Here is a 19,591-nt window from a genome sequence, read left to right on the forward strand (position 1 = left end):
TTGTTCTGGACGCAGGAGGGATCCTCAGCCACTACGCCAAGGACAGCACCATGCCCATTACCGACACACCGCTTACGATCGAGAACCTGCGCCACCTGGAGTTTCGCGAACGCTTCCGCGACGACTGGCGCTTGAATCCCGAAATCTACTGGCCCTTCCTGAGGCCCTGCACCGTCAAGGTGCTGCTGGTCGCCGACGATGGACTGGATTTCTCCGAAGGCGACTTCGGCCTGTCCACCTTCGTCCGCTCGCTGCTCGACATGCCGGGGCGGCATGCCCGCTTCGAGATCACGCTTGCGCATATCGACGACGTGGGCGGCAGCCGCCTGATGTCGGGTGAAAGCCGCGTCACCCGGCGCATCCCGGCATTCAAGTTCGACGATGCCACGCACTTCGGCACCGGCATGTACGACACGGTGTTCCTGTTCGGCATCGATCCCGCATACGGCAACACACGGGGCGCGGCCTATCCGTCGGACCGACTGTCCGACACCGAACTGCGTGCGCTGACCCAGTTCATGAATGCCGGCGGCGGCGTCTTCGCCACCGGCGACCATGGTGCGCTCGGACGGGCCTTGTGCCATGCGGTACCGCGCGTGCGCGGCATGCGCCTGTGGCAATCCACGCCGGGTGTCGGCGGCGAGGACGAAGTCAGCATGGGCGGTTCGCGCCGCAACGACACCAATCGTCCCCCCGGCGTCTCCTCGTTCTCCGACCAGTCGGACGACGTCCCGCAGACGATCCAGCCACGCATGTACTCGCGTCGCAACGGGCTGTTCCGCTACACCTATCCGCATCCGCTGTTGTGCGGTCCGCGCGGCGTGATCCGCGTGATGCCTGACCATCCGCATGAAGGCGAATGCGTCGAGCCGTCATCGACCGGGGCGAATCTCAATTTCGGCGGCGCCCTGGGCGCGGAGTATCCCGCTGCGACCGATGGCGGACCGCGTCCGCTGCCGGAGCTCATCTCGACCAACAGCGTACTGGGCGGCACGCGCTCCGGCGGCAAGGATCCGACGCAGTCGCAGGCGTTCGGCGGCATCTGCGCCTATGACGGCCACCGTGCCGGCATCGGCCGTGTCGTCACCGATGCGACCTGGCACCACTTCGTCAACGTCAACCTGATCGGCCTGTTCAACGACGGCGGCCTGCCGGCCGGGCATGTGTGGCGCAACGGCTTCCTGTCGTCGGCCAGCGGCCAGGCGCACTTCGAGGAGATCAAGGCGTACTACCGCAATCTGGCCGTGTGGCTGTCGCGCCCCGAACGCATCCGCTGCATGAACTCGCGTCTGTACTGGACGCTGCTGTGGGACGAGCGTGTGATGGAAGCTGTGCTGACGACCACGGACATTCCGCTGGCCAAGCTCGACCTGGGCGCGATCCGCCTGATCGGCCAGCATGCACGCGACGTGCTCGGGCGCTTCGCCGGTCGCTGCCAGGGCATCCGTCTGGCCCTGGACCTGCTCTACGAGCGCCTGCCGCCACTCATCCCCGAGATCGATCCGTGGTGGCCGGAGCCGGACCCGCTGCGCGAGAAGTTCGACGGCCTGGAATGGCTGGACGGCACGCAGCTGTTCGACATCGCCATCGGCAGTGCGCTGGTGGCACTGCGCGAGGCCTTCCCGTCACCTGACGAGAAGTCGGTGCGCAAGCTGGAAGGCGATCAGATCGAGAAGGTACTGCGGGAGGGCGCCAACGCCGGCCTGCAGCGCGCGATGGACTCGATGATCGCCTCCGCCGAGCTGTTGGCATCCGTACCGAAGGCAGTCTCGACGCAGAAGCCACGCAAGAAGCGCTGAGCGCCACCCATGCGGGGCATCGAGGTTCGATGCCCCGCTACCGGATCAAGGCTTGTCGCGGGCTCGCGCGAACGCGGCAGCCAGGGCGTTGTCGGCCGGTGGTGCGCTCGACTTGGCCGGCGCGGTGCCACGGCGCTGGTCGCGCGGGTGGCCCCGATCCGGTCCGCGCGGCGGTCGCGGGTCGTTCGCCCGTGCTTCACGCGGCGCCTGCGGTGCCGGGGCGTCATCAAGACGGCGCGTCAGCGCGATGCGCTTGCGTGCCACGTCGACCTCCAGCACCTTCACCTTGACGATGTCGCCTGCTTTCACCACCTCGCGCGGGTCCTTGACGTAACGGTCGGCCAGCGCCGAGATGTGGATCAGGCCATCCTGGTGCACGCCGATGTCGACGAACGCGCCGAACGCGGCCACGTTGCTGACCACGCCTTCCAGGATCATGCCTTCGCGCAGGTCCTTGATGTCTTCCACACCGTCGGCGAAGCGCGCGGCCTTGAACTCGGGACGCGGATCGCGACCGGGCTTTTCCAGTTCCTTCAGGATGTCGCGGATGGTCGGCACGCCGAACTTCCCGTCGGTGTACTGCTCGGCCTTCACGCCCCGCAGGAAGACCGTGTCGCCGACGATCTGCTTCACCTGCCGGCCGCTGCCGGCGAGGATGCGCTCGACCACCGGATAGGCTTCCGGATGCACGGACGATGCATCCAGCGGCTCGTCGCCGTCGGCGATACGCAGGAAGCCGGCGCACTGCTCGAACGTCTTTTCGCCCAGGCGCGGCACACCCAGCAGCGCCTTGCGGGTGCGGAAGGCACCGTGTTCGTCGCGGAAACGCACGATGTTCTCGGCCACGCTGGACGACAGGCCGGACACGCGCGTCAGCAGCGCAGCGGAAGCGGTGTTCACGTCCACGCCGACCGCATTCACGCAGTCCTCGACGCGAGCGTCGAGCGCACGCGCCAGCCGGAACTGGTCCACGTCGTGCTGGTACTGGCCCACGCCGATGGCCTTGGGTTCGATCTTCACCAACTCGGCCAGCGGATCCTGAAGACGGCGTGCGATCGATACCGCGCCGCGGATGCTGACGTCGAGATCGGGGAATTCCTTCGCCGCGAATTCCGACGCCGAGTACACCGACGCGCCGGCCTCGCTGACGACGATCTTCTCCAGCTTCAGCTCGGCGGCCTGCTTCATCAGATCACCGGCCAGCTTGTCGGTCTCGCGGCTGGCGGTGCCGTTGCCGATGGCGATCAGGTCGACCTGGTGCTTGGCGCACAACGCGCGCAGCACGTGCAGCGACGGGTCCCACTGGCGTTTCGGTTCGTGCGGATAGATCGTCGCGGTATCGACCAGCTTGCCGGTGCGGTCGACCACCGCGACCTTCACGCCCGTGCGCAGGCCCGGATCGAGGCCGAGCACCGCCTTCGGTCCCGCAGGCGCTGCCAGCAGCAGATCCTTGAGGTTGTCGCCGAACACCGCGATGGCCTCGGCTTCGGCTTTCTCGCGCGCCTGGTTGAACAGGTCGAGCAGCAGGTGCATGTGCAGCTTGGCGCGCCACGTCAGGCGGCAGGCATCGAGCAGCCATTTGTCGGCGGCACGGCCCTGCGCGGACACACCGGCATGCACGGCGACGCGACCCTCGGCCTGCTGGTGGCCGGCTTCGGCCTCCATGCCCGGATCGAGGTCGAGCAGCAGGATCTCTTCGCGACGGGCACGGAACAGCGCGAGCAGGCGGTGCGAGGGAATCTTCGCCAGCGATTCCGCGTGGTCGAAGTAGTCGCGATACTTCGCCCCTTCGTTCTCCTTGCCGTCGGCGACCTTGGCGCGGATCACGCCGACATCGGTCATCCAGCCGCGCAGTTCGCCGACCAGCGCGGCGTTCTCGCCCCAGCGCTCCATCAGGATGGCGCGTGCGCCGTCGAGCGCGGCCTTGGCGTCGGCGACGCCCTTCTCGGCGTCGATGTAGGTCGCGGCCGCGGTTTCGGGCACCTGCGTCGGATCGGCGAGCAGGCCATCGGCCAGCGGCTCCAGGCCGGCTTCGCGCGCAATCTGCGCGCGCGTCCGGCGCTTGGGCTTGTACGGCAGATAGAGATCTTCCAGCCGCGCCTTGCTGTCCGCACCTTCGATCTCGGCGCGCAGTTCATCGGTCAGCTTGCCCTGTTCGTCGATGCTGGCGAGCACGGCAGCGCGGCGGTCTTCCAGCTCACGCAGGTAGGTCAGGCGCACTTCGAGGTTGCGCAGCTGGGTGTCGTCCAACCCGCCGGTGACTTCCTTACGGTAGCGGGCGATGAAGGGCACGGTGGCGCCCTCGTCGAGCAGGGCGATGGCGGCCTTGGCCTGGGCGGTCTGCGCACCGATCTCGTCGGCGATGGTGGCGGCGATGTGCTGGGCGATCTTGGGATTGCGGTCTTGCATTGCGTCCGTACTGGAATACCCGATGGACCGGGTGGGACCCCGATTGTGGCAACGGATGGCGGTGCTGGAAACGGGTTGACAGCAGCGGACGATGCGGGCTGACGGACGCGGCATGGCTGGCTATGCTCAGGCACCCCGCACGGACCCCTGCCCCATGCGCCCCCTGTATCCCGAGACCACGCCCTACCGCACGCACACCGTGCCCGTCGATGCGCTCCACACGCTGTACGTGGAGGAATGCGGCAATCCCGACGGCATACCGGTGATCTTCCTGCACGGCGGACCCGGTGCCGGGCTGTCGCCGGTCCACCGTCGTTTCTTCGACCCGGCGCGCTACCGCATCGTGCTGTTCGACCAGCGCGGGACGGGCCGGTCGACCCCGTTCGGCGAACTGCACGACAACACCACCGCGCACCTGGTCGCCGATATCGAACAGATCCGCGAACGGGTGGGCATCGACCGATGGCTGGTGTTCGGCGGCTCGTGGGGCTCGACGCTGGCGCTGGCCTACGCGCAGGCGCATCCGCAGCGGGCGACCGGACTGATCGTGCGCGGCGTCTACCTGGGCCGTCAAGAAGAGAACCGCTGGTTCAACGAAGCCGATGGCGGCGCGCGCTGGATCTTCCCGGAGCGCTGGGCGCGTTACGAAGCGCTGATCCCGGAAGACGAGCGCCACGCGATTATCCAGGCCTACTGGCGCCGCATGGACAGTGCGGACGAGGCGACGCGCCTCGAGGCTGGACTGGCGTGGCTGGGGTGGGAGGATCATGCGGCGACGCTGGTCCACGACCCGGATGCCGAGACCACCGAAGACCCGCACAAGGTGTTGGCCAAGGCGCGCATCGAGGCGCATTACTTCCGCCACAACGCCTTCCTGGAGCACGGCCAGCTGCTCCGCGATGTCGACCGCATACGCCACCTGCCCGGCGTCATCGTGCAGGGACGCTACGACATCATCTGTCCGCCACGCAGCGCCTGGGATCTGGCGCAGGCCTGGCCGGAAGCGGTGCTGGAGATGGTGCTGGCCGGCCACAGTGCCACCGAGCCCGCCATCGTCGATGCACTGGTGCGCGCGACGGACACGTTCGCGGACCGTGCCTCCCGCTGAAACGCAGACGGGCCGCACTGGGCGGCCCGTCCGTGTTGACGTGAAGCGGGGGGCTTACGAACGCACCGGCAGCACGCGCACTTCGACGCGGCGGTTCGCGGCGCGACCCGAGTCGGTGTCGTTGCTGGCGATTGGATAGCGCTTGCCCATGCCGACGATCTCGAAGCGCTCGCGCTGCAGGCCCTGGCCGATCAAGTAGTTGCCGACCGACGACGCGCGCTGCTCCGAAAGACGCTGGTTGACCGCATCGCTGCCGATGCTGTCGGTGTGACCGCTGACTTCCACGATGGTCTGGTTGTACTCGCGCAGCGTGGAGGCCACGTTGTTGAGCGCCGGGTAGAACTGCGGCTTCAGGTCGGCCTTGCCGAAGTCGAAGGTCACGCCGTCCGGCAGGTTGAGCTTGATGACGTCGCCATCGCGGCTGACGTCGATGCCGGTACCTGCCGTCTGGCGGCGGAGTTCGGCTTCCTGGCGATCCTGGTAGGCGCCGATGGAACCGCCGGCCAGGCCGCCGATGCCCGCGCCTACCAGCGCACGCTGGCGGCGTTCGGTGGCGTCGCTGCCGCTCAGCAGGCCGGCGACCGCGCCGATGCCGGCACCGATCAGGGCGCCCGTACGGGTGCGGTTGGGGTCGTTCGGATCATTGGTCTGGCCGGTGTAACTGGCGCAGCCGCCCAGCAGGGTCACGGTGAGCGCCGCCAGGGCGCCGGTCTTCAGCATCGCGTTCATTACATCCTCCTAGTGGCGTGCGGGAACTGCCAAGAACGGCCGCAAGCCTAACCAGCGGAATGTTTACGGGACGCGATTTGTGCCCTGTTCATTCAGGTGGCGTCAGGGATCACCCGAGCAACGCGGCGGCGGCCGGCGCGTCCAATGTGCGGTCCCAATCGCCCATCAAAGACAGGTACAGGAGCTTCTCGAACTCGGGCCCAAAGCGACGGATCACCGCGTCGGGATCGGGGATCAGCTTGGCGTCGGCGATCAGTCCGAAGTGCACACGTCCGTTGTAGCTGAGGATCGAAATGCCCAGGCCGATGGAGCCTGTCTGCGGCACCCAGAACATCATCTCCCGCACCCGGCTGCCGCCCATGTACAGCGGCTGCTGTGGGCCCGGCACGTTGGTCGCCACGGCAGTCGCCTTGCGCGAGAACAGCTCCAGCGCCACGCCCTGGAGTGCTGACGGCGCCATGCCAAGCGCGGCAAGAAGTCCAAATGCAACAATGGCTTGGCGTGAGTTCTTCAGGTCACGCATGCAATCTGCAACCCGCTCCAGCCGACGGATCGGATTGTCCTCGCCGACCGGCAAATCCAGGAACACCAAGCCGAAATGGTTGCCGAGCTTGCGCGCATGCTCGAGCGGACGCAGGTTGACCGGCACGGTGGCCCGCAGGGTCACGCCTTCGAGCTGCTCACCGCGCTCCAGCATGTAGCTGCGCAGCGCGCCGGCCGCGGCGGCCATCAGCACGTCGTTGACGGTGCAGTCGCAGGCGCGACCAACCGCCTTCACGTCCTCCAGGTCCAACGGCTCGGCCCAGGCGACACGCTTGCTGACGCCCAGCTTGCCGCGCAGCAAGGTTGGCGGATCGTCGGACAGCGACAGCGCATGCAGCAGCTCGCGACCGATTTCCCCCCCCTCCTTCGCCAGCATCGTCGCCAGCGTGGGGTCCTGCATCATCTCCATGCCCTTGCCGAGCACCTTGCCGCCGAGTTGCACGTACCGGTCGATCGCGCCGACACGGCGCACGACTTCCACACCGTCCTTCTTCAGCCACGCCGAGCGCAGGTCCTTGCCGGCGTCCGGTGTGCGGCTGGTATCGGTCAGCGACAGCAGCACCTGCACCAGCGCGATGCCGTCGGCGTAGCTGTGATGGATGCGCGCGACCAGCGCCGAGCCGGTGCCGTACTTCTCGATCAAATGGAACTGCCACAGCGGCTTGGTCTTGTCCAAGGGCGAAGACGCCATCTGGCTGGTGAAACGCTCCAGCGCCTTCTTCTCGGATTTGGGATCGTGACGACCGGGCAGCGCGGACAGGCGCACATGCCAGTCGAGGTCGAAATCGGGATCGGTCACCCACGAAGCGCCTGCGGGCGTGTCCACCGCCTTCTGCAGGAAGCGCGGGTATGCGAGGAAGCGCTTCCTGATGACCTGCTTCAGCTTGTCGAGCGTCATCGGCTCGTCGAACATCAGCACGCCGGTGATCATCATCGGGTTGGTCGGACGACACATCCGCAACCAGGCGGTATCCACCCGCGACATCGGCTCGCGACGCGGCTTTGCCGGCGCTTTCTTCGTGGCCATGCTTGCCTCCTCTCCCGCACCGAGTGAAGCACGCGGCGCCGAAAGGCGTCAACGCGGCTCAGTCACCGGTCTTGCGGTAGGCATCCAGCGCGCCTTCGCGCCCCGCCGCCAGATCGACGACGGGATGGCGCGGATAGCCAGGCGCCAACGCAGCCAGCACATCCGGCTTCTGCCAAGGGGCAAAGCGCAGGGGCACCGGCACCGGCGCCAGTTCCGGCACCCAGCGCGCGATGTAGCTGCCCTTCGGATCGAACTTCTCCGCCTGCGTGACGGGATTGAACACACGGAAGTACGGCGCGGCGTCGGCGCCGGTACCCGCGACCCATTGCCAGCCCAGCGTGTTATTGGCCAGGTCGGCGTCGACCAGCGTGTCCCAGAACCAGCGGGCGCCATGCGACCAGTGATAGCGCAGGTGCTTGGTCAGGTAGCTGGCCACGATCATGCGGACACGGTTGTGCATGTAGCCCGTGGCCCACAGCTCGCGCAGGCCGGCATCGATGATCGGCACGCCGGTACGTCCCCGCTGCCAGGCCTCCAGCGCGCTGGCGTCCACCTTCGCCCAGTCGAAGTGCTCGAAGCGCGGATTGAGGTTCTGCGTGGTCGTCTGCGGGAAATGGTGCAGCAGGTGGTAGGCGAACTCACGCCAGCCCAGTTCGCGGATGTAACCGTCCATGTCGGCACTGTTGGCGGCGGTGCGTGCGCGCTCCAGTCCGGCGACGATGCGCCACGGTGCGATCTCGCCGAAGTGCAGGTATGGCGATATGCGCGAGGTCCCGACCCGGTCCGGGCGATCGCGATCATTGCGGTACCCGTTGAGCGCGCCGTCGATGAAGACCTCCAGGGCTTCGCGCGCCCCTGCTTCGCCCGGCGTCCATTCCTCCCAGAACCCGACATCCCAGCCCAGGGCAGGCGCCAGCTTCAAGTCAGTGAGCGGTTCGCTATACAGCGCAGGGGTGATCGGCGGCAGTAGATCCGGCGCGTCCCACGGCGACGGTGCGCGCCACTGACTCAACGCAGAACGCCAGAACGGCGTGAACACCTTGTACGGCGTGCCCTGCTGGGTGGCTAGGTCCCACGGTTCGAACAATAGGCTGGCGTTGAAGCTTTCGACCTGCAGCCCGCGTTCGCGCAGGGCTTTCTTCAGTGCCGCATCGCGTGGCTGGGTAGCGGGTTCGTACTTTCGGTTCCAGAACACGGCTTCCGCACCGGTCTGCTCCAGCAATATCTCCAGCACGGCCGCACTCTTCCCCTGGCGCAGCAGCAGGCGGGAGCCACGAGCCTGCAGGTCGGCGTCGAGCGACGCCAGCGAACGGTGCAGCCAGGCATTGGATGCCGCGCCCGGCACCCACTCGCCCTCCTCGGCCGGCGCGTGGATGTACACGGGAACGGGGGTGAAGCCTGCGTCGAGCGCAGCACGCAGCGCGGGGTTGTCGTCCAGGCGAAGATCGTGGCGGAACCAGACGAGCGCGTTCGGCATGCAGGAAAACTCGGAGCGGTAGTCGCAACGCTTACGCAGCCGGAGCGCCGATGGATGCACCCCTGACATATTCCCGAGGGATGCGCGCATTGAGTCCCGTCAGGATCTCGTAGGGAATCGTCCCCGCCGTTAAGGCCACCGCTTCGCACGAGATCGCATCGTCGCCTTGCCGACCGATCAGCACGACCTCGTCTTCGTTGTAGGCCGAGCCGCCCGGACCAAGATCGACCATGAACTGGTCCATGCACACGCGACCGACGATGGGATGGCGCTCGCCACGCACCAGTACCTCGCCGCGCGACGACAGCGAGCGCGGATAACCGTCGCCGTAGCCAATCGGCACGGTGACCACGCGGGTGTCCACGGGCGCGGTCCAGGTGGCACCGTAGCTGACGGTGCGACCGGCCTTCACCACTTTGAAGTAGACCACCTTGGAGACCAGCGACAGCGCCGGCTTCAGCGCCACGGTGTGCCGCGAAGCAGGGTCCGGCATCACGCCATACAGCGCGATGCCGGGACGCACCATGTCCAGGCAGGTCTCGGGGAAATGCAGTACGCCGCCCGAGTTGGCCAGATGGCGGACCGGCATGGGCGCGCCAATACGATCGAAGTGCGCGCACGCATGCAGGAAGCGTTGCAGTTGTTCGTGCGTCATCGGCGAGGCCGGATCGTCCGAGCATGCCAGATGCGAGTAAATGCCCTTCACCGTGCACCAGGGAGACGCCAGTGCGGCTTCGATCAAGGGCGCGGCGTTCTCGCTGTGCACGCCGATGCGTTCCATGCCGGTGTCGATCTTGAGATGGATCACGGCCTTGCGGCCCAGCGCCTCCGCCGCTTGTGCCACCTGCCCCAGCTTGGCGATCGATGACACCGTCACTTCGAGATCGCAGGCCAGGAACTGGCTGACCTGGGGCGCATGGATGCCGCCCATGACGAGGATGGGCACGCTGACGCCCGCCCGCCGCAGCGCCAACCCCTCTTCCACCAACGCAACGCCGAGCTGTCCGATGCCCTGCGCCTGCAGGTGCAGGGCCACCGGCACCAGCCCATGGCCGTAGGCGTTCGCCTTGACGATGCCCATCACCGGTACGCCGGCATGCGCCTGCAACGCATGTAAGTTGTGACCGATCGCCTCCAGGTCCACACGGATGCGCGTGGGACGATCGTTGGCCTCGGGACGGAATGCGGTGTCGTGGGCGATGTCAGGCGAAGAAGCGCTCATGTCGGGATTGTAGCGGCGCGCAAGCGACTGTCGCCCACGCAGACCATCGGGCCGTCGCGCAACGCGGACCCGTCACTGCATCCGTTGCGTCGCCGCACGTGCACGGGTCGTCCACTTCGCGGGGTATCACCATGTGATACCGTCCGGCCCATCGGATGCTCCAGCCGCCAACGCGGCTTGCCAGCGCACTGCCACTGGTCAAGGCTCGGCTTTGCATCGCCTAGAACATCGAGCCCCCATGGATCAGGAAAGGCCCCGCTCCACCCCGTTGCGCATCGTGGCGACAGGCGAATACGTACCGGTGCGCCGCGTCGGCTCGGATGCGTTCGACCGGCGCTGGCGCAAACCCGATGGCTGGACCGAACGCCACGTTGGCATCAGGCACCGGCAGCACGCCGGCGGCGACGAGTCGTCCTCGATGATGGCCGCCATGGCAGCGCAGGCTGCCCTTGAACGCGCAGGCCTGCGCACGGACCAGATGGACGCCATCATCAGCGTGGGCGGCGTGATGGAACAGGCGATCCCCTGCACGGCCGTGCTGGTGCAACGACGACTGGGCCTGTCGAGTACCGGCACGCCGGCCTTCGACGTCAATGCCACCTGCCTGGGCTTTCCGGTCGCGCTGGATCTGGTCGCGCCGGCGTTGGCCAGCGGGCGCTACCGGCGCGTCCTGATCGTCGCTGGGGAGGTCGCGTCGGCAGGTCTGGACTGGGATGACACCGATACGGCCGGACTCTTCGGCGACGGCGGTGCGGCGGTGATCCTCGAAGCCGGTGCCGGCGACGACGCGTCCTGCCTGCTCGCCACGCACATGGAAACGCACAGCGAAGGGGCCGAGTACTGCCAGGTCCGCGCCTGCGGCACGCGCATGCGCCTGGCCGACGACGTGGACGCCTATGCCCGCGCATCCCGCTTCGAGATGGCGGGCCGCGCCACCTATCGATTGGCCGCGCAGAAGCTGCCCGGATTCATGCGCACCCTGTTTGCCCGCGCCGGCGTGGAAGCCCGCGACCTGGCCTGCCTGATTCCACACCAGGCCAGCGTCAAGGCCCTGGACCATCTGCAGCGGGCGCTGGGCCTCCCGCCGCAGGTGCTGGTCCGGATACTGGAGACACACGGCAACCAGATGGCGGCGTCCATCCCGTTGGCGCTGCATCACGCGATCGAACGTGGCGCGCTGCGCCGCGGCGATCTGTTCGCGATGGTCGGCTCGGGCGCGGGACTGTCGTTCGCCGGCGCGGTGCTGCGCTACTGACATGGCGCGCATCCTGGTCACGGGTGCCACCGGCTTCATCGGCAGCCATGCCGTGCGCCGCCTTGCCGACGCGGGCCATGCCATCGTCGCGACGGGCCGGGATCGCGCGCGCCTGGCCAGCATCGACACGCGTGCGCATGCCGTCGTCGCCGATCTCACCCGGGATCCACTCGAACCCCTGCTGCACGCCTGCGACACCGTCGTGCATTGCGCCGCACTGTCGTCGCCGTGGGGGCGCTCCGAGGACTTCGAGTCCGCCAACGTGCACGCCACCGAGCGCCTGCTCGATGCCGCGCGCCGGGAGGGTGTATCCCGCTTCATCCATCTCGGCTCACCAAGCATCTACTTCCGCTTCCGCGACCAGTTCGACGTGAGCGAAGACTTCGAGCCGCCGCGACGCTGGATCACCGACTACGCGCGCAGCAAATGGGAGTCGGAATGCCGGGTACGCGCCGCGTCCGGACACAAGCTGCAGACATTGATCCTGCGGCCGCGCGCGGTGTTCGGCGAGGGCGACCGGGCGATCCTGCCCCGCCTGCTTGCAGTGGCGGCGCGGGGACGCTTTCCCCTGGTCGGCGGCGGACAGGCACTGATCGACGTCACCCACATCGACAATCTGGTCGAACTGATCGCGACCTGCGTTCACACCGACCTGCCCGGCAATGCGCGCGCGTACAACGTCAGCAATGGCGAACCGGTCCGCGTCCGCCACTTGCTGGAGACGCTGTTCTCCTCGCTCGGGCAGGAGGTGCGTCTGCTGCCGGTGCCACGCGCCGCACTGCTGGCACTGGCCGCGCTGTCCGAACGCATCGCGCGGCTGCGGCCCGGACAGCCCGAGCCGCGCCTGACCCGCTACGGCGTCGGCGTGATCGGCTATTCGCAGACGCTGGACATCTCCCGGGCACAACGCGAGTTGCATTACCAGCCGCAGATGGGCGTTGCCGATGGCATCGCCCGCTACGCACGATGGTGGAAGGCCCATGGCCATCCTTGAGTGGCGGCTTTATGAAGCCGGCTTCTGCACCCATCCCGAACGCGCGACCCGCCGCGATGCGGGCCTGCAGGCCTGCGAGTTCCCTGCGCTGGTGCCCGTGCTGCGGCACGCCGAACACGGTTGGATGCTGTTCGATACCGGCTATTCCGAGCACTTCCTGAAAGCCACGTCAGCGCTGCCCGAACGTCTCTACCGCGTGGTGACCCCCGTGCACCTGCCTCCGCAGGACACGCTCGCATCGCAACTGCGCCGCGACGGCATCGCGCCCGCGGACGTCGCGTGGGTCGTGCTTTCGCACATGCACGGCGACCATGTCGGCGGACTCGCGGACTTCCCGCAGGCACGCCTGGCCTGCGCACGCGCCGCGTGGGACGACCTGCATGCGCACGGCCGTATCGGCGCATTGCGCCGCGGCCTGCTTCCGTCGCTGCTGCACGGCAGGCAGGAAGCGACGATCCGCTGGTTCGAAGCACTGCCGCGACGTTCCCTTCCTGCGGCCCTGCACCTGTTCGACGAGGGTTACGACCTGTTCGGCGACGGCAGCCTGCTGCTGGTGCCGCTCCCCGGTCACGCGCCGGGTCATTACGGTGCCGTGTTCGACGACGGGAAAGGTCCGGTCTTCCTGGTGGCCGATGCCAGCTGGTCGTCCCAGGCCATCCGCGACAATGTGCCGCCGCCGGCGGCAGTAACGGGTTGGCTGGGCGACACCACCGCCTATCGCGAGACGCTCGCGCGCCTGCACGCCCTGCACCGCGCGTCGCCCGAGGTGCGCATCGTGCCCTCGCACTGCCGCGACTGGCGCCCATCGCGCGAGCCACGTGCATGACGGGCCGCATCCTGATCCTCGGTGGACGCGCGCCTGTCGCGCTGGATCACGCGCGGCGCTTCCATCACCACGGATGGCAGGTACATGTCGCCGATTCGATTCCCTGCCGGCTGACCGGCTGGTCCTCGTCGGTCACGCAGACCCACGCGATCGCGCCACCGCGTTACGACCCGCGAGGCTTCGTCGAGGACTTGCGGCGCATCGTCGCCGGACAGCGCATCGACCTGCTGCTGCCGACCTGCGAGGAAGCGGTCTACCTCTCGCGACACCGGCCGGCTCTGCCGCGCGAACTGCAGGTAGCGGTGGACGACTTCGCCACCGTAGCCTCCCTGCACAGCAAATGGCAGTTCGCCGGTATCGCCGCGGCCTGCGGCATGCCGGCACCGGCGACGACGCGGCTACGCACACTGGACGAAGCCCGTGAATGGGCATCCGGACGCGGCGTGGTCCTGAAGCCCGAATACTCGCGGTTCGGCGTGCACGTGCGGCTGTATCCGGAGGGCATTCCCGCCGCGGCTCCCGAACTGCCCGCGCTGGGGGACTGGGTGGTGCAGGAATTCCTGCCTGGGCAGGAACTGTGCTCGTATGCGATCGCGCACCGCGGACGCCTGCTCGCGCACGCGGTCTATCGCCCGTCTTACCGATTGAGGCGCAGTTCGAGCTACTACTTCGAGCCGGTGGACCGTCCCGCGATCCGTGAGGCGGTGGACGCACTGGTCCGCCACACACGCTACAGCGGCCAGCTGTCGTTCGACTGGATCGAGGGCACTGACGGCATCGCGCGGGTGCTGGAGTGCAATCCGCGCGCCACCAGCGGCCTGCACCTGTTTCCCTCCGACGCGGACCTGCCGGCGGCCCTCGTTGGCGAAGGCCCCTTGCACGAGCCGATCAATGCGCGCCCCAGGATGATCGCGGCGCTGATGTCCAGCGCCGGCCTGGCGAGCGCGGCGGCGAAGGGAAGCCTGCGCCAGTGGCAACGCGACTGGCAGCGCGCCGACGACGTGGTCTCCGTGCCCGGCGACCGCTCGCCGTTGGTCGGTGCGCTCACCGATCTCGGTGCGTACGCCGTGCTCGCCCTGCGACAGCAGTGCAACCTGCGCGAAGCCGCCACCCGCGACATCGAGTGGGACGGCGAACCGATGCCGGTGGTAGACGCTTGAACGCGCGGGCCGCCCATGCGGACTTCGCAACGCAGGCGAGCACGTTCGCCGCCCTTCATGCGGGCCGCCCCACTGCTGCGATGGTGTCCAACCTGCATGTCCGGGTCGAAACCCTGCACACGGGCGCCGGCACTCTACCCGTCAGCGTGCACGATGGCCGCCAGGGCGACGCCTGGGTCTGCTCGCCGCGTACCACCTACGCCGACTGCGCCGGCGAGGAGAGCGCCCGCTACCTGCCTGCATCGCTGCGCGACGGCGCGCACTGGCTGCTGTCGACGCTGGGAGGCGGCCTCGCCTTGAGCGGTCTGGACAACGCCGTGGCGATCAACAACTGGTTGCTGTCGACCAACCTCTACCCGCCACTGGACGCAGTCGATCCTGCTTCCATGATCGAAGAAGCCGTGGCGCGGTGGCCCCGGCATACGCTGTGGTTCCGTTCGTTGAACGAACACCACAACGGCGACTGGCTCGACGCATTGCGCGCAGCCGGTTGCCTGCCCGTGGCGAGCCGGCAGGTCTATCTGTACGACGACATCGCTTCGCTGGCGAGCCGCCGCCGCGATCTCAAGCGCGACCTGTCCCTGCTGCTCCGCACACCGTTGCGCCACTGCAGGGATGACGAGGTCACGGAGCACGACTACACACGCATCGCCGAACTGTATGCATTGCTCTACATCGGCAAATACTCGCGCCACAATCCGCTTTACGGCAAAGACTTCCTGCGCGCATGGCATCACGCCGGCCTGCTTTCCTTCGAAGGATTCCGCGATGACGACGGGCGACTGGTCTGCGTGATCGGTTTGTTCCGCCAGGGATGCACCGTGACCGCCCCGATCGTCGGCTATGACACCGCGATGCCGCAGCGGATGGGCCTGTACCGGCTGGCGATGGCCTGCGCGTACCGGGCCTGCATCGAGAACGGCTGGCGCCTGAACTTCAGTGCGGGCGCGGCGGACTTCAAGCGCCTGCGTGGCGGTACGCCTTCGATCGAGTACAGCGCCGTCTATGCGCGACATCTGCCCCGCGGCACGCGCCTCACCGTGGCGGCACTGTCGGCGATCACCTGCCATATCGGCGCACCGCTGCTGCGCAGGTATCGTCTGTGAACCCTTGGCATCCCGCTCTGCATGGTCATTGGTACGCGGTGGCGCGCGCGAACCGGATCGGCCGTGCACCGGTCGCGATCTCGCTGCTCGATCGCCACATCGCGCTCGCGCGTACCGACGCAGGCGACTGGATCGCGCTGGAAGATCGCTGTCCGCATCGGCATGCGCCGCTCTCCGCCGGATGCGTGCAGGGTGACCACATCGCCTGCCCCTATCACGGCTGGTCCTTCGGCGCCGACGGTGGCCTGAAGCGCATCCCTGGCCTGCCGCCGGACGCATCACTCCCCAACGTGCGCGTGCGTCGTTTCGCCGTGCACGAACTGGATGGTTTCGTCTGGGTACGCCCGGGCGACAGCGGCGCGTCCGCACCCAGCGCGCTGATACGGGAAACCGATGGCGCCACACGTCGCTTCCAGTGGCAGACCCGCTGGTCCGCCCATGTGGTGGACGCGATGGAGAACTTCCTCGATCCCCTGCACACCCACTTCGTCCACGCCGGCCTGGTGCGGCGCGACGGCGCACGGATGCCGATGGAAGCGCGCTTTCGTGGCACCACGGAAGGCTTCATCGTCGACTACAGTGGCAGGCCGTCGCAGTCCGGCCTGCTCTACCGACTGTTCGAATCCGAACGGACGATGGAGCGCGCGCACTTCGCAGCTCCGGGCACCGCCCGCCTGGAGTACGGGTACGCCAACGGCAGCCGCGTACTGATCGACCTGCACTTCACGCCCGTGGCAACCGATGCCACCGATGTGTTCGTGGCCCTGCACGTCGAAGGGCGCTGGGCGCCGGCATGGGCCGTGCGCCTGCTGGCCTGGCCCTTCCTGAAGCGGGTCAATGCGCAGGACGCCGCGATGCTGGCCCTGCAGACGGACAACCGCCGGCGCTTTCCCGGCCGGCAAGGCGCGTCCACCGAACTGGATGTGGTGCGCGGTGCGCTGGAAGCCTTCTGGCTGCGCGGCGAATCTCCTGCACCCTCCGCCGAACGCCTTGTACGGATGATGCTCTAGCGCTACTCGAACGCGCCGATGTTGTCGTGGCTCAGGTTGTCGAAGCGGGTGTATTCGCCGAAGAACCGCAGCTTGCACGAGCCGGTGGGACCGGAACGCTGCTTGCCGATGATGATCTCCGCCAGGCCTTTGTCCGGCGAGGTTTCCTTGTTGTAGTAATCGTCGCGGTAGATGAAGACGATCATGTCGGCGTCCTGCTCGATGGCGCCCGATTCGCGCAGGTCGGCCATCACCGGGCGCTTGTCGGTACGCGTTTCCAGCGAGCGGTTGAGCTGCGACAGCGCGATCACGGGGACGTTGAGTTCTTTCGCAAGGCCTTTCAGCGAGCGCGAGATCTCGGAGATCTCGGTGGCGCGGTTCTCGCTGTTGCCGGGCACCGACATCAGCTGCAGGTAGTCGATGACGATCAGGCCCAGGTCGTGCTCGCGCTTCAACCGGCGCGCCTTGGAGCGCAGCACGTCGGGCGAGAGGCCCGGCGTGTCGTCGATGAAGACCTTGGCCTGGTCCTTGAGGATGCGGATGGCGCTGGTGACGCGACTCCAGTCCTCGTCTTCAAGCGCGCCGGTACGCAGGCGGGTGGCGTTGATGCGGCCGACCGACGAGATCAGACGCATGGCCAGCTGGCCGGCCGACATTTCCATGGAGAACACCGCGACGGCCTTCTTCGACTTGATCGCGGCGTACTCGGCGATGTTCAGCGCGAACGTGGTCTTGCCCATCGCCGGGCGCGCCGCCAGGATCACCAGGTCGGTCGGCTGCAGGCCCGCGGTCATCTGGTCGAACTCGGTATAGCCGGTCGGCAGGCCGGTCACCGTGCCGCCGCTTTCCGAGCGAACGCGCAGGACTTCGAACGCGTCCTTCAACGCGTCGTTCATCGCCACGAAGTCGGTGCGGCCGCGCGCACCCTGCTCGGCGATGGCGAACACCTTCTGCTCGGCCACGGCCAGCATTTCATCGCTTTCCTTGCCATCGGGCTGGAAGGCGTCATTGACGATCTCGGTGCCCACCTCGATCAGCTGGCGCATCACCGCCTTGTCGCGGACGATTTCCGCATAGGCGGTGATGTTGGCGGCGGATGGCGTGGTGCTGGCCAGTTCGACCAGGTAGGCGCCGCCGGCGATCAGCTCCAACTGGCCCTGCGACTCGAACCATTCGCCCAGCGTCACCGCATCGAACGGCCGGTTCCGCTCGGCCAACTCACCGATGGCGCGGTAGATCAGCTGGTGGTCGCGCCGGTAGAAGTCGTTCGGCGTCAGCTTGTCGTTGATGCGGTCATAGGCTTCCGGCGCCAGCATCAGGCCACCCAGCACCGCCTGCTCCGCTTCGATGGAGTTCGGCGGAACGCGCAGTTGTTCGATGCGCGCATCGTGGGGATCGGAGCGGAAACCGGGGCGTGCGGACATGGGCAGAGACAACCAGATCGTGGAAGGCCGGACCGGACATGCTAGGAGCCCGGCCTGTGGGTTCGCGACGGAACAACCTGTGGATAAGTGACAGCACGCTGGGCGCATGTCGTCTCACCCGCTGCGACGATGCCGGTCGTCGGTCGGCGAACGATGAAGCTCAAAACAGAACGGGCGCCTTTCGGCGCCCGTCTGTCGGCATCACGGATGATGCGCGGGGTGGGATCAGGCTTCCGCCTGCACCACGACCTTGACGGTCGTCTGCACGTCGGCGTGCAGCTTCACCACGATGTCGTACTCGCCGATGTTGCGCAGCGCGCCTTCGCCCATGATGACCTCGCTCTTCTCGAGCGGCAGGCCAGCGGCGGTGAAGGCGTCGGCGATGTCGCGCGGGCCGACCGAGCCGAACAGCTTGCCTTCGGTTGCGGCATTGGCGGTGATCGTGACGCTGGCACCTTCCAGCTTCGCGGCGCGGCCTTCGGCCTCGTCGTGCACGGCCTTGGCCTTGGCTTCGTAGTCGGCGCGCTTGGCTTCGAACTCGGCGACGTTGGCGGCGGTGGCCGGCACGGCCTTGCCCTGCGGCACCAGGAAGTTGCGGCCGTAGCCCGGCTTCACGTTGACCTTGTCACCCAGGACGCCCAGGTTGGTCACTTTCTGCAGAAGAATCAGTTCCATCGTATTGCTCCGTATTCGTTAGCAGGCAGGGCCTGCAGCGATTGGCTGTCCGAATGACAGTGGGAAAGAAGAACCTCCCCGTGCGGGGAGGTCCTGGATTACACGTCGTGGTTGTCCGTGTACGGGATCAGCGCCAGGAAACGGGCGCGCTTGACCGCGGCGGACAGCTGACGCTGGTAGCGGGATTTGGTACCGGTGACGCGGCTCGGCACGATCTTGCCGTTCTCGGTCAGGTACTGGCGCAGGGTGTTGAGATCCTTGTAGTCGATCTCTTTCACGCCTTCGGCGGTGAACTTGCAGAACTTGCGGCGACGGAAGAACTTGGACATGGGGGTGCTCCTCAGGCGGCTTCGGCGTTGTCGGAATCGGTCGAGGAGGCTTCGTTGCCAACCTCGTCGTCGTCACGGCGGCGACGCTCGCCACGTTCGGGCTTGTCGCCCTTCTCGTCCTTGTTCTTCATGATCAGGGACTGCTCGGTGTCCGGGCCATCGCGCTTGATGACCAGGTTGCGCAGCACCGCATCGTTGAAGCGGAAGCTCTCGACCAGCTCGTTCAGCACGGCCTGGTCGGCCTCGATGTTGAGCAGGACGTAGTGGGCCTTCACCAGGTTCTGGATCGGGTAGGCCAGCTGACGGCGGCCCCAGTCTTCCAGACGGTGGATCTTGCCGTTGCCGCCTTCGATCAGCGCCTTGTAGCGCTCGATCATGGCCGGCACCTGCTCGCTCTGGTCCGGATGGACCAGGAACACGACTTCGTAGTGACGCATCGTTATTTACCTTTCGGATGTAAGCCCGGCCAGGAAAACGGCCGGACGGGACAGCCCCCCGATGCCCGGAATCGGACACGGT

General features: G+C 67.3%; 16 protein-coding genes and 1 pseudogene. 8 read left to right on the forward strand and 9 right to left on the reverse strand.

The annotated features are described in order from the left end of the window. Positions 1-50: 50 nt before the first annotated feature. The gene (locus IB225_RS00825) at positions 51-1,799 is read left to right on the forward strand and encodes a hypothetical protein (RefSeq protein WP_192308833.1); all 1,749 of its coding nucleotides are present in this window, start codon (positions 51-53) and stop codon (positions 1,797-1,799) included. Between the two features lie 45 nt (positions 1,800-1,844). On the opposite strand, the gene IB225_RS00830 is transcribed toward IB225_RS00825, so the two are convergent. Next, positions 1,845-4,208 carry a Tex family protein gene (locus IB225_RS00830; RefSeq protein ID WP_192308835.1) on the reverse strand — a complete coding sequence of 788 codons (2,364 nt, stop codon included), beginning with the start codon at positions 4,206-4,208 and terminating at the stop codon, positions 1,845-1,847. A gap of 154 nt (positions 4,209-4,362) precedes the next feature. Between IB225_RS00830 and pip the strand changes: the two genes are divergently transcribed. Continuing rightward, entirely contained in the window at positions 4,363-5,316 is a 954-nt protein-coding gene (gene pip / locus IB225_RS00835; RefSeq protein WP_192308837.1) for a prolyl aminopeptidase, read from the forward strand. Positions 5,317-5,370: 54 nt separating this feature from the next. Here pip and IB225_RS00840 read toward each other — a convergent pair. The 4 genes and pseudogenes from IB225_RS00840 to alr all read right to left on the reverse strand — a co-directional run. Then, positions 5,371-5,943 (reverse strand): annotated as a pseudogene (locus IB225_RS00840) (OmpA family protein); the annotation flags it as partial. 211 nt (positions 5,944-6,154) lie between these two features. Beyond that, positions 6,155-7,615 carry a wax ester/triacylglycerol synthase family O-acyltransferase gene (locus tag IB225_RS00845; protein WP_192308841.1) on the reverse strand — a complete coding sequence of 487 codons (1,461 nt, stop codon included), beginning with the start codon at positions 7,613-7,615 and terminating at the stop codon, positions 6,155-6,157. 58 nt (positions 7,616-7,673) lie between these two features. Then, positions 7,674-9,092, reverse strand: a complete 1,419-nt coding sequence (locus tag IB225_RS00850) for a deoxyribodipyrimidine photo-lyase (RefSeq protein WP_192308843.1) — start codon at positions 9,090-9,092, stop codon at positions 7,674-7,676. 31 nt (positions 9,093-9,123) lie between these two features. Continuing rightward, the gene (gene alr, locus IB225_RS00855; RefSeq protein WP_192308845.1) at positions 9,124-10,314 is read right to left on the reverse strand and encodes an alanine racemase; all 1,191 of its coding nucleotides are present in this window, start codon (positions 10,312-10,314) and stop codon (positions 9,124-9,126) included. A 238-nt stretch (positions 10,315-10,552) separates the two neighbouring features. Here alr and IB225_RS00860 point away from each other — a divergent pair, with 238 nt between their 5' ends. The 6 genes from IB225_RS00860 to IB225_RS00885 are packed head-to-tail and all read left to right on the forward strand — an operon-like array spanning position 10,553 to position 16,665. Next, on the forward strand, positions 10,553-11,569 hold the full coding sequence (locus IB225_RS00860) for a beta-ketoacyl-ACP synthase 3 (protein WP_192308848.1): 1,017 nt from the start codon (positions 10,553-10,555) through the stop codon (positions 11,567-11,569). Position 11,570: 1 nt separating this feature from the next. Further along, complete coding sequence (locus IB225_RS00865; protein WP_192308850.1) at positions 11,571-12,563, forward strand: NAD(P)-dependent oxidoreductase; 993 nt, start codon at positions 11,571-11,573, stop codon at positions 12,561-12,563. Further along, a complete protein-coding gene (locus IB225_RS00870) occupies positions 12,550-13,389 on the forward strand; it encodes an MBL fold metallo-hydrolase (RefSeq protein WP_192308852.1) in 840 nt (279 codons plus the stop codon). Before IB225_RS00865 ends, IB225_RS00870 begins: the two co-directional genes overlap by 14 nt. After that, entirely contained in the window at positions 13,386-14,549 is a 1,164-nt protein-coding gene (locus IB225_RS00875; protein ID WP_192308854.1) for an ATP-grasp domain-containing protein, read from the forward strand. The genes IB225_RS00870 and IB225_RS00875 overlap by 4 nt, the downstream gene beginning before the upstream one ends. Further along, positions 14,546-15,655 (forward strand): GNAT family N-acetyltransferase, encoded by a 1,110-nt coding sequence (locus tag IB225_RS00880; RefSeq protein WP_192308857.1) that lies wholly within the window; start codon positions 14,546-14,548, stop codon positions 15,653-15,655. The genes IB225_RS00875 and IB225_RS00880 overlap by 4 nt, the downstream gene beginning before the upstream one ends. Beyond that, entirely contained in the window at positions 15,652-16,665 is a 1,014-nt protein-coding gene (locus IB225_RS00885) for an aromatic ring-hydroxylating dioxygenase subunit alpha (RefSeq protein WP_192308859.1), read from the forward strand. The genes IB225_RS00880 and IB225_RS00885 overlap by 4 nt, the downstream gene beginning before the upstream one ends. Positions 16,666-16,667: 2 nt before the next feature. On the opposite strand, the gene IB225_RS00890 is transcribed toward IB225_RS00885, so the two are convergent. The 4 genes from IB225_RS00890 to rpsF form a co-directional block, all read right to left on the reverse strand. After that, positions 16,668-18,068, reverse strand: coding sequence for a replicative DNA helicase (locus tag IB225_RS00890; protein ID WP_192308861.1), 1,401 nt, complete (start codon positions 18,066-18,068; stop codon positions 16,668-16,670). Positions 18,069-18,293: 225 nt separating this feature from the next. Further along, on the reverse strand, positions 18,294-18,743 hold the full coding sequence (gene rplI / locus IB225_RS00895; protein ID WP_192308863.1) for a 50S ribosomal protein L9: 450 nt from the start codon (positions 18,741-18,743) through the stop codon (positions 18,294-18,296). A 98-nt stretch (positions 18,744-18,841) separates the two neighbouring features. Then, positions 18,842-19,072 carry a 30S ribosomal protein S18 gene (gene rpsR, locus IB225_RS00900; RefSeq protein ID WP_056880329.1) on the reverse strand — a complete coding sequence of 77 codons (231 nt, stop codon included), beginning with the start codon at positions 19,070-19,072 and terminating at the stop codon, positions 18,842-18,844. An 11-nt stretch (positions 19,073-19,083) separates the two neighbouring features. Beyond that, positions 19,084-19,509: a 30S ribosomal protein S6 gene (gene rpsF / locus IB225_RS00905; protein WP_192308865.1), complete on the reverse strand. Its 426-nt coding sequence runs from the start codon at positions 19,507-19,509 to the stop codon at positions 19,084-19,086. Positions 19,510-19,591 lie beyond the last annotated feature (82 nt).

This window comes from Pseudoxanthomonas sp. PXM02 (assembly GCF_014851805.1).
Taxonomy (GTDB): domain Bacteria; phylum Pseudomonadota; class Gammaproteobacteria; order Xanthomonadales; family Xanthomonadaceae; genus Pseudoxanthomonas_A.

Excerpts from the sequence above, each read along its gene's own strand:
- IB225_RS00825 (WP_192308833.1), top strand. The coding sequence starts at position 51 with ATGCCCATTACCGACACACCGCTTACGATCGAGAACCTGCGCCACCTG.
- IB225_RS00830 (WP_192308835.1), bottom strand. The coding sequence starts at position 4,208 with ATGCAAGACCGCAATCCCAAGATCGCCCAGCACATCGCCGCCACCATC.
- pip (WP_192308837.1), top strand. The coding sequence starts at position 4,363 with ATGCGCCCCCTGTATCCCGAGACCACGCCCTACCGCACGCACACCGTG.
- IB225_RS00845 (WP_192308841.1), bottom strand. The coding sequence starts at position 7,615 with ATGGCCACGAAGAAAGCGCCGGCAAAGCCGCGTCGCGAGCCGATGTCG.
- IB225_RS00850 (WP_192308843.1), bottom strand. The coding sequence starts at position 9,092 with ATGCCGAACGCGCTCGTCTGGTTCCGCCACGATCTTCGCCTGGACGAC.
- alr (WP_192308845.1), bottom strand. The coding sequence starts at position 10,314 with ATGAGCGCTTCTTCGCCTGACATCGCCCACGACACCGCATTCCGTCCC.
- IB225_RS00860 (WP_192308848.1), top strand. The coding sequence starts at position 10,553 with ATGGATCAGGAAAGGCCCCGCTCCACCCCGTTGCGCATCGTGGCGACA.
- IB225_RS00865 (WP_192308850.1), top strand. The coding sequence starts at position 11,571 with ATGGCGCGCATCCTGGTCACGGGTGCCACCGGCTTCATCGGCAGCCAT.
- IB225_RS00870 (WP_192308852.1), top strand. The coding sequence starts at position 12,550 with ATGGCCATCCTTGAGTGGCGGCTTTATGAAGCCGGCTTCTGCACCCAT.
- IB225_RS00875 (WP_192308854.1), top strand. The coding sequence starts at position 13,386 with ATGACGGGCCGCATCCTGATCCTCGGTGGACGCGCGCCTGTCGCGCTG.
- IB225_RS00890 (WP_192308861.1), bottom strand. The coding sequence starts at position 18,068 with ATGTCCGCACGCCCCGGTTTCCGCTCCGATCCCCACGATGCGCGCATC.
- rplI (WP_192308863.1), bottom strand. The coding sequence starts at position 18,743 with ATGGAACTGATTCTTCTGCAGAAAGTGACCAACCTGGGCGTCCTGGGT.
- rpsR (WP_056880329.1), bottom strand. The coding sequence starts at position 19,072 with ATGTCCAAGTTCTTCCGTCGCCGCAAGTTCTGCAAGTTCACCGCCGAA.
- rpsF (WP_192308865.1), bottom strand. The coding sequence starts at position 19,509 with ATGCGTCACTACGAAGTCGTGTTCCTGGTCCATCCGGACCAGAGCGAG.